Annotated in this window: 10 protein-coding genes; 9 read left to right on the forward strand and 1 reads right to left on the reverse strand. The window is 55.7% G+C overall.

The genetic code is table 11. From position 1 onward, the window contains the following. Window position 1 precedes the first annotated feature (1 nt). Window positions 2-856, reverse strand: a complete 855-nt coding sequence (locus tag AAIR21_RS03035) for a MurR/RpiR family transcriptional regulator (RefSeq protein ID WP_025204147.1) — start codon at window positions 854-856, stop codon at window positions 2-4. Between the two features lie 266 nt (window positions 857-1,122). Between AAIR21_RS03035 and AAIR21_RS03040 the strand changes: the two genes are divergently transcribed. The 9 genes from AAIR21_RS03040 (at window position 1,123) to AAIR21_RS03080 (ending at window position 12,566) form a co-directional block, all read left to right on the forward strand. Next, window positions 1,123-2,604 (forward strand): alpha/beta hydrolase, encoded by a 1,482-nt coding sequence (locus AAIR21_RS03040; RefSeq protein ID WP_183516344.1) that lies wholly within the window; start codon window positions 1,123-1,125, stop codon window positions 2,602-2,604. Between the two features lie 93 nt (window positions 2,605-2,697). Then, window positions 2,698-3,909: a diguanylate phosphodiesterase gene (locus tag AAIR21_RS03045; protein ID WP_183516345.1), complete on the forward strand. Its 1,212-nt coding sequence runs from the start codon at window positions 2,698-2,700 to the stop codon at window positions 3,907-3,909. 89 nt (window positions 3,910-3,998) lie between these two features. After that, complete coding sequence (locus AAIR21_RS03050; RefSeq protein ID WP_183516346.1) at window positions 3,999-4,904, forward strand: aminoimidazole riboside kinase; 906 nt, start codon at window positions 3,999-4,001, stop codon at window positions 4,902-4,904. A gap of 173 nt (window positions 4,905-5,077) precedes the next feature. Further along, a complete protein-coding gene (locus tag AAIR21_RS03055; RefSeq protein WP_014170154.1) occupies window positions 5,078-6,595 on the forward strand; it encodes a carbohydrate porin in 1,518 nt (505 codons plus the stop codon). Between the two features lie 67 nt (window positions 6,596-6,662). After that, on the forward strand, window positions 6,663-8,033 hold the full coding sequence (locus AAIR21_RS03060; protein ID WP_014170153.1) for a sucrose-specific PTS transporter subunit IIBC: 1,371 nt from the start codon (window positions 6,663-6,665) through the stop codon (window positions 8,031-8,033). Further along, window positions 8,033-9,439 (forward strand): sucrose-6-phosphate hydrolase, encoded by a 1,407-nt coding sequence (locus AAIR21_RS03065; RefSeq protein ID WP_063156445.1) that lies wholly within the window; start codon window positions 8,033-8,035, stop codon window positions 9,437-9,439. The genes AAIR21_RS03060 and AAIR21_RS03065 overlap by 1 nt, the downstream gene beginning before the upstream one ends. A gap of 28 nt (window positions 9,440-9,467) precedes the next feature. Beyond that, window positions 9,468-10,484, forward strand: coding sequence for a LacI family DNA-binding transcriptional regulator (locus AAIR21_RS03070; RefSeq protein WP_014170151.1), 1,017 nt, complete (start codon window positions 9,468-9,470; stop codon window positions 10,482-10,484). Window positions 10,485-10,581: 97 nt separating this feature from the next. Continuing rightward, window positions 10,582-12,132: a methyl-accepting chemotaxis protein gene (locus AAIR21_RS03075; protein ID WP_020884101.1), complete on the forward strand. Its 1,551-nt coding sequence runs from the start codon at window positions 10,582-10,584 to the stop codon at window positions 12,130-12,132. 239 nt (window positions 12,133-12,371) lie between these two features. Further along, window positions 12,372-12,566 carry a phage virion morphogenesis protein gene (locus AAIR21_RS03080; RefSeq protein ID WP_320189567.1) on the forward strand — a complete coding sequence of 65 codons (195 nt, stop codon included), beginning with the start codon at window positions 12,372-12,374 and terminating at the stop codon, window positions 12,564-12,566. The last annotated feature ends 221 nt before the right edge of the window (window positions 12,567-12,787 follow it).

Raw genomic sequence — 12,787 nt, forward strand, 5'->3', positions numbered from 1 at the left:
TTTAGCGTTCGAATTGACCAAACTCTTGTTGTAATTGCCGGTTTACCGCCAGCCGCTGTGGAAGGGCATCACCCAGCGCTTCCACGACACCTGACAGCAGCAGGTTGAACAGACAGCTCACAGGTGCCAGCGAATCCCAGAAATGGCCGGTTTCGGTTTTCACCTGCAGTAAATCAAGCGGGTAATCCCGCGCCCACGGGCACCAGATATCGGTGATCAGGGCCAGCGAAATACCTTTTTCGCTCGCGACCCGACAGTACTGCCGCGCAATGGTGGAATAGGTGCGGGTATCGGTCAGCACCACATAGGGGTGGGCGAAACCGGAGTTCAGGGATTCAACCCAGCTGCCGGACGCGCCTTCGGCGTAGCTGACGCGCGGGCGAAGGTACTCAAGATGACTGAAGAAGGCGTTGGCTATCCCACGTGTCGACTGGATCCCCAGCACAAAAACCGCATCCGCGTGGGCAAGCTGATGAACCACCTGGCGAAATGCGTCGGTGTGCGCCAACTGATAAACCTGAGTGATGGCATCCACCTCCAGCGACAGAGAGTGCTGAAGGCGGTTGGGCAGAGGGGACTGCTGCTGCCAGGAGTCCAGCCGCTCGTTCATACCCCAGGGTTGATGCGGGTCGCGCAGGCTCTTTTTGGCATCTTCCAGATTGCGGTAGCCGAGTTTTCGCAGAAAGCGTCCCACGGTAATCCCGCTGGTGCCGGTCGCCAGACCCACGCTTTCAGCCGTTTCAAACGGGATCTGTGCGGCATGCGCCAGCAACCAGCTCGCCACCCGCTTCTCGCTGGGGGTCAGCTGGCTGAACGTGGCTTCAATACGGCTCAACACCTCGGGTTTCGTCGTCATACCGCCTCGCTGTTAACAGGCTGTCAGTCATCAGGTTTGTGTTATTTGATTAACAATGCATGACGCGTGCCATGTCCACAGAGAGACGGGACGCCTCTGTGCTGCAAACTTCATGCAATATTTAGTTAACCAATGATCAACATTTGTGCAGCGTAGTTCACTTTTGGTGCACTGGCTGAGCGGGGAGGTATGAATTTCGTGAATACGTCAGCGTCTTCACATTTTTGATAAGATAGAGACAACGTAAATATGAAAGGGATCCCGGCATGGCGAACTTGCCCTGGCGTATCAGCGTGCGCCTGATGGCGCTCGCAAAGAAAATGGCGATGATCGCAGGAGTGGTACTGATCGTCCTGCTCGCGGTTCGGGTTTATCTCTCGCAGCAGGGGCCGGAACTGCATCTCTGGCATACCTGGCGGGCAAATGAGATGTCCGTACGCGAGATCGATAAGGCGAGTTTTGCCCAGTATGTCGCCCGGGAAAACGCCATTTTCACCGATCTGGATAATGCGGTAACGCGCAAAACCCAGGGTGAGGAGCGCACGCCGTTAAACCGCTACTACCGTCAGAGCCTGGTTTGGCCCGGTAAATTTTCACCCGATGCCAACCGCTCCTTTGTGCTGATGCCTGCCGGAACGCCACGCGGCGCGGTGGTGTTGCTGCACGGGCTAACAGATTCGCCTTACAGCGTCCGGCATCTTGCCCGTGATTATCAGCAGCACGGTTTTGTGGCGGTGGTCCCACGCCTGCCCGGACACGGCACCGCGCCCGGCGCGCTGACGGACGTTGACTGGGAGAGGTGGCTGGCAGCGACGCGCCTTGCCGTGCGTGAAGCCACGCGGCTGGCGGGAGACAATGTTCCCCTGCATCTGGTGGGTTACTCCAACGGTGGGGCGCTGGCGATGAAATATGCCCTTGATGCGCTGGACACGCCTGCGCTTCGCAAACCGCAACAGCTCATTCTGCTCTCGCCAATGATTGGCGTCACGGCGTTCGCCCGGTTTGCAGGATTGGCCGGATTGCCGGCGATGTTACCGCCGTTTGCCAAAGCGGCATGGTTAAACATCTCGCCGGAATATAACCCGTATAAATACAATTCCTTCCCGGTCAATGCGGCGCGCCAGTCATGGCTCTTGACCCAGGCCCTGCAGGAGCAAATGGGGCGGGATGCCCGGGAGCACAGACTGGACCAGCTGCCGCCGGTACTCGCATTCCAGTCGGTGATGGATTCAACGGTCAGCACCCGCGCCGTGGTCACCGGCTTATTTGACCTGCTTCCGGCGAACGGCAGCGAGCTGGTTGTATTTGATATCAATCAGGCCGCCAGCTTCCGTCCTCTCTTTAAACCGTCGTCGTGGGCGGCGACCTCTGAGTTACTGCCTGTGACGAAAAGGCGTTACGGTGTCACGATTATTACCAATGCCAGCGCGGACAGTTTCGCCGCGGTGGCGAAAATAACCCCGGCGGGACGCACCGATGAGACCGCGGTACCGCTGGCGATGTCCTGGCCGCAGGAGGTCTATTCACTGTCGCATGTCGCCGTGCCGTTCCCGCCTGATGACGATCTCTATGGCCGACATCCTGCGGAGAAAAACCGGTATGGCATTAGCCTCGGCACGATTGCGCTGTGGGGGGAAACCTCCGTGCTGAGCGTAGGCAAAGACGCGTTAATGCGGGTGACGTCGAACCCGTTTTATGCCTACATGCAGGAGAGGATTGACAGACGCATCGGGGATGAGAAAAAGTAGCCTCTCCCGCAAGGGGTTAATCTGTTAGGTCGCGCAGATGAAGTATGTTAAACAGTAAAGTCCAACGCATACCTCTTATCGGAACACGTTTTTGTGCTGACTACTCTTATTTACCGCAGCCAGTTGAATTTATCCTGCCGATCCGCCGAACTCCAGACGCTGGTTGAACAGGCCAGGACGCGCAATGCCGGATTGAATATTACCGGCGTTCTTCTTTCAAAAGGGGATGATGTCCTGCAACTCCTCGAAGGCTCGGAAGAGAGTGTGGTTAGGTTGTTTCAGAAGATCCGTGAGGATAAGCGGCACAGCGGCGTGGTTGAGCTTATGCGGGATTACGGCCCCCGCAGACGTTTTGAGAATGTCGGTATGCTGCTGTTTGACCTGCAGAACGAGTCGCCGAAAGACGTTCTGCAGTCGGTACTGCACTACAGCAAACTGGACAGTTATCTGACATCTGATGATCGGGTGTTCAAATTTATTCAGACGTTTATTACCGGCAAACGACCGGCCCCGTCGGGGGCGCGTTTTGCCCCGGAAAAATGGACGCTCTCGCCTGAGAAATCGCCGTTTGGCGAGAGTCTGGGTCTGCTGGACAGACAAACCTGCCAGTTCGCCCTCCAGCCCATCGTCGAACCGCTGGAAGGGAAAATCAGTTCACTTGAGGCCCTTATCCGCGGTAATGACGGGGGAAGCCCGGAGCATTTTTTCAGCCGCCTCGATCAGGACAAAATCTATGAAGTCGATCTCCAGACCAAAGCCTGGGCTTTTGCGCTGGCCGATAAACTGGGGATCGGGAGCCATAAAATCGCGGTAAATCTTCTCCCGATGTCGCTGGTGAAAGTGCCTGGCGCCGTGGAGTTTCTGGTTGAACAGATTAAACAACATGGGCTTCAGCCGGAGCAGGTGGTCATTGAAGTGACCGAAAACGAGATGATTTCCGGGTTCAATAAGTTCAATAGCGCCATTAAACACCTGCGCGCTGAAGGTATTGGCCTGGCGATCGATGATTTCGGTTCCGGTTACGCCGGGCTTTCACTGCTGACCCGATTCCAGCCGGATAAAATTAAAATTGACCGCGAAATTGTCAGCAATATTCATCTCAGTGGGCCAAAACAGGCGATTGTGCGCTCGATAGTCAGCTGCTGCACCGACCTTGAAATCACCCTGGTGGCGGAAGGCATCGAGAAGCTGGAAGAGTGGTGCTGGCTTGAATCTGCCGGGATCCGACGTTTTCAGGGCTTTCTGTTTGCCCGTCCAGCGCTGAATGGCGTAGGCGATATTAGCTGGCCACACCTGGTGCGTTAAGCCAATTTTCCTTCCGTATTATTTCCCCTTCGTCCTGCCTGTGCTTAAATAGCTAAAACGGTTTAACATTGTTTAGCTGAGAGGATCACATGCAAAAAATCTGGGTACTTGGCGATGCGGTAGTGGATTTATTACCGGAGGGAGAAGGCCGGTTGCTGCAATGCCCCGGCGGCGCGCCGGCTAACGTGGCGGTCGGTATTGCCCGTCTGGGCGGGAAAAGCGCCTTTATCGGCAGGGTCGGCGACGATCCTTTCGGTCGCTTTATGCATAAAACGCTGGCTGACGAGGAGGTTGACGTAAACTGGATGCGCCTCGACCCGGCACACCGCACGTCAACCGTGGTCGTGGATCTTGACGAACAGGGCGAACGTTCGTTCACCTTTATGGTTCGCCCGAGCGCCGATCTGTTTCTGGCATCAGCCGACCTGCCGCCCTTTAGCGCAGGAGAGTGGCTGCATGTTTGTTCCATTGCCCTGAGCGCTGAACCGAGCCGTTCTGCAACGTTTCAGGCTATGAACGCAGTCAGGGAAGCGGGGGGTTATGTCAGTTTCGACCCCAATATCCGCCCGGATCTCTGGCCGGATGAGGACGACCTGCGCCGCTGCCTCGAACAGGCGTTGCAATGCGCTGACGTCGTCAAACTCTCCGTCGAAGAACTGGCTTTTTTAACCGCTGACCTTGGGGTCACGGAAGGGCTGGCCGCGCTGATGCGCCGCTGTCCGGCCCGGCTGGTGCTGGTCACTCAGGGCAAAGACGGGGTCATCGCCTGGCATGACGGAACGGTAAAGCATTATCCGGCAATCCCCGTTGAATGCGTGGACACCACCGGCGCAGGTGATGCCTTCGTGGCGGGACTGCTTTATGGACTGGCTTCCGCTGGGAGTATCGACAGCCACGATCTTCCACGCGTGATCGCATTAGCCCAGCGCTGCGGCGCGTTAGCCACCACGGCTAAAGGGGCGATGACCGCGCTGCCTTATCACCCGCAACTGTAATTCCTCCCGCAACGGGCCGTCTGTCGGCGGCCTGAATTGTCGCCTCGATCACACTTACTAAATCGGTTTAGCAAAAAAGATTGCCGATCCAAAATTGGCAGGTTTAGTATCATCAACCTAAACCGGTTTAGCAATTTAGCACTTTCAATGACTTCTTTTAGGGATGCGACAAAATGTATAAAAAACGCAGACTTGCCGTGATGATAGGCATGCTGGCCGGGAGTACCTCTGTTTTTGCCCAAACGGATATGACGAGTATCGAAGCGCGTCTTGCTGCTCTGGAGCAGCGTCTTCAGGCTGCGGAAACCCGCGCGCAGGTTGCGGAGAAACGCGCCACCGACGCAGAACAAAAAACGCAGCAGTTGGTGACTGCCCAGCAGCAGGCGCAAACAACAACCCAGCAAGTGGCGCAGCGTACCGCCGCCCTGGAGAAGAAAGCCGATCAGAGCAGTGGGTTTGAGTTTCATGGCTATGCCCGTTCTGGCCTGCTGATGAACGATGCGGCGTCGAGCAGTAAAAGCGGCCCTTATCTGACGCCAGCCGGGGAAACCGGTGGTGCGGTCGGGCGTCTGGGGAATGAAGCCGATACCTACGTTGAGCTGAACGTGGAACACAAACAGACCCTGGATAACGGGGCGACCACGCGCTTCAAGGCCATGCTGGCGGATGGTCAGAAAACCTATAACGACTGGTCCGCTGACACCAGCGATCTCAATATTCGTCAGGCGTTTGCTGAACTGGGCAATTTGCCTGATTTTACCGGCGCGCTGAAGGGCAGTACCTTCTGGGCCGGTAAACGCTTCGACCGGGATAACTTTGATATTCACTGGCTGGATTCCGATGTGGTGTTCCTGGCCGGTACCGGTGGTGGCGTGTATGACGTGAAATGGAATGAATCGCTGCGCAGCAACTTCTCTCTTTACGGGCGTAACTTCGGCAGCGAAGAGCAAATCGACAATAACGTTCAAAACTACATCCTGAGCATGAACCACTTCGCCGGGCCGTTCCAGCTGATGGTGAGCGGCCTGCGGGCAAAAGACAACGACGACCGCAAAGACAGCAATGGCGATCTGATAAAAACCGACGCCGCCAACAATGGCGTTCATGCCCTGGTCGGATTGCACAATGAAAGTTTCTACGGTTTGCGCGAAGGTTCAGCCAAAACGGCGCTGCTGTACGGCCACGGGCTGGGGGCAGAGGTGAAGAGCATCGGTTCCGATGGCGCATTGCTGTCTGAAGCCGATACCTGGCGCTTTGCAAGTTACGGTGTCACGCCTCTTGGTGGCGGCTGGCATATCGCGCCTGCCGTTCTGGCCCAGAGCAGTAAAGACCGCTATGTCAAAGGCGACAGCTATGAGTGGGTCACGCTCAATACCCGCCTGATTAAAGAGGTCACGCAGAATTTCGCCCTGGCGTTTGAGGGCAGCTATCAGTACATGGATTTAAACCCGGAAGGGTATAAAGACCGAAACGCCGTCAACGGAAGTTTCTACAAGCTGACCTTTGCCCCAACGTTAAAAGCGGGCAAGATCGGCGATTTCTTCAGCCGTCCTGAGTTGCGTCTGTTCGCCACCTGGATGGACTGGAGCAGCAAACTGGATAATTACGCCAGCGATGATGCCTTTGGCAGCAGCGGTTTCAACGCCGGCGGGGAATGGAACTTTGGGGTACAGATGGAAACCTGGTTTTAACCTTTTACGCTCCCGCAGTGCGGGAGCGTTTTTCACATCATAAAAATACAGTCAGGCAGAGGTATCTATGGATTTTGATAATATCGCCCGCGCGCTCATTCCGCTGCTCGGTGGCAAAGAGAACATCGCCAGTGCGGCGCACTGCGCAACGCGTCTTCGACTGGTGCTGGTCGACGACACGCTTGCCGATCAGCAGGCCATCGGCAAAGTTGACGGCGTAAAAGGCTGTTTTCGCAACGCCGGGCAGATGCAGGTGATTTTTGGTACGGGGGTGGTTAACAAGGTCTACGCCGCGTTTATTCAGGCGGCAGGGATTAGCGAATCCAGCAAGTCCGAAGCGGCCGACATGGCGGCACGCAAGCTGAACCCGTTCCAGCGCATTGCCCGACTGCTCTCAAACATCTTTGTGCCGATCATTCCAGCGATTGTGGCCTCCGGTTTACTGATGGGCCTGCTCGGGATGGTCAAAACCTACGGCTGGGTCAATGCCGATAACGCGCTCTATATCATGCTGGATATGTGCAGCTCAGCGGCATTTATCATTCTGCCGATCCTGATTGGCTTCACGGCCGCGCGTGAATTTGGCGGTAACCCATATCTGGGGGCGACCCTCGGCGGCATTCTGACGCATCCGGCGCTGACTAACGCCTGGGGCGTGGCGTCTGGCTTCCACACCATGAACTTCTTCGGCCTTGAGATTGCCATGATTGGCTATCAGGGAACGGTGTTCCCGGTGCTGCTGGCCGTCTGGTTTATGAGTATCGTGGAGAAAAACCTGCGCCGTATTATTCCGGATGCGTTAGATCTGATCCTGACGCCGTTCCTCACCGTTATTCTCTCCGGCTTTATTGCCTTGCTGATCATTGGCCCGGCCGGGCGTGCGTTAGGGGATGGTATCTCCTTTGTTCTGAGCACCCTGATCGCCCATGCGGGCTGGCTGGCCGGGCTGTTATTTGGCGGGCTTTACTCGGTTATCGTTATCACCGGTATTCACCACAGTTTCCATGCCATTGAAGCCGGGTTACTGGGGAATCCGTCGATTGGCGTTAACTTCCTGCTGCCTATCTGGGCGATGGCCAACGTGGCGCAGGGGGGAGCTTGTCTGGCGGTCTGGTTTAAAACCAAAGACGCGAAAATTAAAGCCATTACGTTACCGTCTGCGTTTTCGGCCATGCTGGGCATTACCGAAGCGGCAATATTTGGTATCAACCTGCGTTTCGTGAAACCGTTTATCGCCGCGCTGATTGGCGGTGCGGCAGGCGGGGCGTGGGTGGTCTCGGTGCATGTTTATATGACCGCCGTCGGGCTGACTGCCATCCCGGGCATGGCGATCGTGCAGGCAAGCTCGCTGCTCAACTATATTATCGGCATGGTGATTGCCTTCGGCGTGGCGTTTACCGTCTCGCTGCTGCTGAAATATAAAACGGATTCTGAATAATGACGTTACCTTCCCGCTGGCCTGCCATCCTGCAGGCCGTCATGAAAGGCCAGCCGCGTGCTTACGCCGACAGCCATTATCCGCAATGGCATCCGGCACCGGTGACGGGGCTGATGAACGATCCTAACGGGTTTATCTGGTTTGCCGGGCGTTACCACCTGTTCTATCAGTGGAATCCGCTGGATTGCGACCATCGCTATAAGTGCTGGGGACACTGGAGCTCCGCAGACCTGGTGCACTGGCAGCATGAACCGATGGCGCTGATGCCCGATGAGGAGTATGACCGCAACGGCTGCTATTCCGGCAGCGCCGTCGATAACAACGGTGTCCTGACGTTGTGTTATACCGGCAACGTGAAATTTGATGATGGCAGCCGCACCGCCTGGCAGTGCCTTGCCACGCAACAGGCTGACGGTACGTTCAAAAAACTCGGTCCGGTTCTTGCGCTGCCGGAAGGCTACACCGGCCACGTGCGTGACCCGAAAGTGTGGCAGCACGACGGGGTATGGTACATGGTACTGGGGGCGCAGGATCTGCAAAAACGCGGCAAGGTGCTGCTGTTCACATCTGCCGATTTGCACCACTGGGCGTCTTGCGGAGAGATTGCCGGTCATGGCGTGAACGGCCTGACCGAGGCGGGATACATGTGGGAGTGCCCGGACCTGTTTGCCCTCGACGGGACACACGTATTGATCTGCTGTCCGCAGGGGCTGGCGCGCGAACCGCATCGCTATCTCAATACTTATCCGGCCACGTGGATGAGCGGGGCGTTCGACCATACCCGCGCTTTGTTTGAACATGGCGAGTTGCACGAGCTGGACGCCGGTTTCGAGTTCTACGCTCCCCAAACCACGGTGGCGGAAGACGGACGGCGGATCCTGATTGGCTGGATGGGCGTGCCGGACGGAGAAGAGATGCTTCAGCCCACACGGGCGCAAGGGTGGAGCCATCAGATGACCTGTCCGCGAGAATTACACTTCCGTGACGGCAAACTGTGGCAGACGCCGGTGCGCGAACTGCACGCACTGCGCGAAGAGGAATGTCGCTGGCAGGGTAACGCCAGCGATGCCCCGGCTCTTGATGCGACGCGCCTTGAGTTCGAGCTCACCTCATCTTCAGTAACCGTGGATTTCGCCGGTGCGTTGCGCCTTATCGTCGAGGACAGTGGATTGCGTCTGGAACGCGCCAGCCTGAAAACCGGGGAGACATTGACCCGTTACTGGCGGGGCGACGTTCATCATTTACGCGTTCTGTGTGACAGCTCCAGCGTTGAAATTTTCATCAATCATGGCGAAGGGGTGATGAGCAGCCGCTATTTTCCTGACCATCCGGCACGGGTGCGATTCGAAGGTGGGTCCGACATCACATTACGCTACTGGTCGCTGCGCGGCTGCATGGTAGAATAAGGGTTTTGGCAGCCGGATCTAAGTCGTTGTGAGAAAAACAAAACGCGTCACAATTAAAGACATCGCGGAACTGGCGGGGGTTTCAAAAGCCACCGCCAGCCTGGTACTGAACGGGCGCAGCAAAGAGCTTCGCGTGGCGGAAGAGACGCGTGAGCGCGTGCTGGCGATTGCGAAAGAGCATCACTACCAGCCCAGCATTCACGCGCGCTCGCTGCGTGATAACCGTAGCCACACCATCGGCCTGGTGGTGCCGGAGATCACTAACTACGGCTTTGCGGTGTTTTCTCACGAACTGGAGACACTGTGCCGTGAGGCAGGCGTTCAACTGCTCATCTCCTGCAGTGATGAAAACCCGGGCCAGGAGACGGTGGTGGTTAATAACATGGTGGCGCGTCAGGTGGACGGGCTGATTGTGGCCTCCAGTATGCTCAATGATGCCGACTACCAGAAGCTGAGCGAACAGCTGCCGGTCGTCCTTTTTGACCGCCATATGAACGACAGCACATTGCCGTTGGTGATCACCGATTCCATTACCCCGACGGCGGAACTGGTGGCCGACATTGCGCGCCAGCATCCTGATGAAATTTACTTCCTTGGCGGGCAGCCGCGGCTTTCCCCGACGCGCGATCGTCTGGAAGGGTTTAAGCAAGGACTGCAAGAGGCCAATGTGGCGCTGCGTCCGGAGTGGATCATTCACGGCAACTATCACCCGAGCTCCGGCTACGAGATGTTCGCCGAGCTGTGCGCCCGCCTGGGACGCCCGCCAAAAGCCTTGTTCACTGCCGCCTGTGGTCTGCTGGAAGGGGTATTGCGCTATATGGGGCAGCATAACCTGATGCAAAGTGATATCCGGTTAGCCAGCTTTGACGATCACTACCTTTACGACTCGCTCACCATTCCGGTTGATACCATTCGCCAGGATAACCGCCAGCTGGCGTGGCACTGCTTTGATCTGATTGGCAAACTGATCGACGGCGAAACGCCACAACCGTTACAGCGAAAACTGGATGCCACCCTGCAGCGGCGCTATAAAGCGAAAGCATAGCCCTGGCTGCTGAAGGGAAACGTTAATAACTTTAATTAATTTAAGTTTTGGATCGGCCGATAACGATAGGGAATGTTTATTCTTGAGGTATCGGTCCATGTCGTTAAAAAAATCATCCCTGATTGTCCTTTTTGCTCTGCTTTTCTTCTTTGTCGTCAGCACCATTACCAGCGTTGGCCTCATCATTAAAAGTAATAATTCCCTGGATAATGTGAACAAAGAAATCCAGGTTGTGCTGTCGATCATTGACCCCATCAACCACAGCCGTACCTTGCGCGTCAGGGTGATGGAGTACGTGAAGATGGTGGAAGCGGGGAACTCGGCTGACGAGTCAGCGAAACTTTCCGCGGTTAAAGAGGCCCTCACAAAAGCGGATCATGCCTTTGCGGCGTTTATGGCGTCTCCGCGCCTGTCGGATGAAGCGCCGCTGGTGAGCGCGTATCAGGATGCCTGGCAAAACTACCGTAACCAGGGGCTGGCACCGTTGATTGACGCCGCCGCTGCGCACGATGTCGCGAAGTTTAATGCGCTTATCCCGGAGGTGTCCCGCCTCGACCGTCAGTATGAAATCGTTCTCGACCAGGTCCTTGCCGTTCACCAGAAATATGCCAAAACCCTGAACGAGGATGCGAGCAGTAATTTCATCTCCGGTCTGGCGATCATTGCGGCGATTGCTTTCCTGTTTGTAATCGTGATTGTTGCCGTCAGCCTGCTGATGAAGCGCTTTGTTTTCGCGCCGGTCAACCTGGCACGCGAGCACTGCAGCCAAATTGCCGCCGGTAAACTGGACATTCCAGTGCCGGTAAAAGGCACCTCCGGCAATGAAATCGATCACCTGATGGGCTCAATGGAGCAGATGCGCCAGGCGCTTCTGTCGACTATCGCTCAGGTGCGTGACGCGAGCCATACCGTCACCCACGCCGCGCAGGAAATTGCTTCCGGGAATATCGATCTGGCTTCACGCACCGAGCAGCAGGCCTCCGCGTTAACCCAGACGGCGGCCAGCATGGAAGAGCTGAGCGCTACCGTGGCGAATAACACCGATAACGTTCACCAGGCTGGAAAACTGGTGCAGGACGCGGTGAACAATGCGCACACCGGTGAGGCCGTGACCCGCGAAGTGATCGAAACAATGAATACCATCGCGGCGAACTCTAAGCGCATCGAGGACATCACCAGCGTCATCAACAGCATTGCTTTCCAGACCAACATTCTGGCACTCAACGCCGCGGTTGAAGCAGCACGCGCCGGCACACAAGGACGCGGCTTCGCCGTGGTGGCCAGTGAAGTGCGCACCCTTGCGCAGAAAAGCGCGGTTGCCGCGAAAGACATTGAAAGCCTGATTGCCCAGTCGGTTTCCAGCGTCAAAAACGGCGCTGAACTGGTGAACCGCTCAGGCGAGGTCATTGATTCTATTATCAGCTCCGTGAATAAAGTGAATACGTTGATGGAGCAGATCTCCGTGGCCTCTGAAGAGCAAAGCCGCGGGATCAGTCAGGTCGGACAGGCGGTGACAGAGATGGATGGCGTGACCCAGCAGAACGCCGCACTTGTTCAGCAATCCGCCGCAGCCGCCGCTTCCCTGGAAGAGCAGGCGCAGCAGCTCTCAAGGAGTATTTCGAGCTTTAGTTTGCCGGCGCAGGCTTGATTGATAATGAGAGGCTCCTGAGGGAGCCTTTTTAATGTCTGGCGTAACTGGAAAGTTGCGCCAGACAAGGCTTCACGTTTTATGACGATAAGCTCGCCGGGCTGCTAAGTGCGCACGGCGCAGCAGCATGGATTAAACAGCAAAAAGCACTAGATGATTCATCCTACAAGACGCGAAAACGCCAGTCGTTCAAGGAAAAGACCTGACGCATAAAACGGGCAATGTTTTAGAAGGTGCGTATGAACCGATACATGAAAGCCAGTGGCCATGAAAACAGTGCTGCGGTTGAATTTACCGGTAAAGTGCAGCGTATTGCGCGCATTCATCAGTATGGGCTTAAAGACCAGCCATACTGCCATATGGATGCTGTGCAATACCCATTGCGTCAGTTGTTAGGCATTGGACGCCAGGACAGGCTAATAGTTAAAAGTTAATCTTCGATTTTATCTTATGGAGCTCTGTTTTTTATTGAGCATTGTTATTATAAGTTTGCTATTGAAGGGATGGTGTCAAAAAGTTGCTGTACATCATACTAACTCTTATATTCGTGAACAAAAAATGTTTTTTTAGATGGGAGTCATTAATTAATTAATTTTATTGCTTTATAGTCGTCGTACAACAACAGCTTTAGGTTACAAAATAGAATACTAAAGGA

Source organism: Enterobacter sp. PTB (assembly GCF_051130085.1).
Taxonomy (GTDB): Bacteria; Pseudomonadota; Gammaproteobacteria; order Enterobacterales; family Enterobacteriaceae; genus Enterobacter; species Enterobacter ludwigii.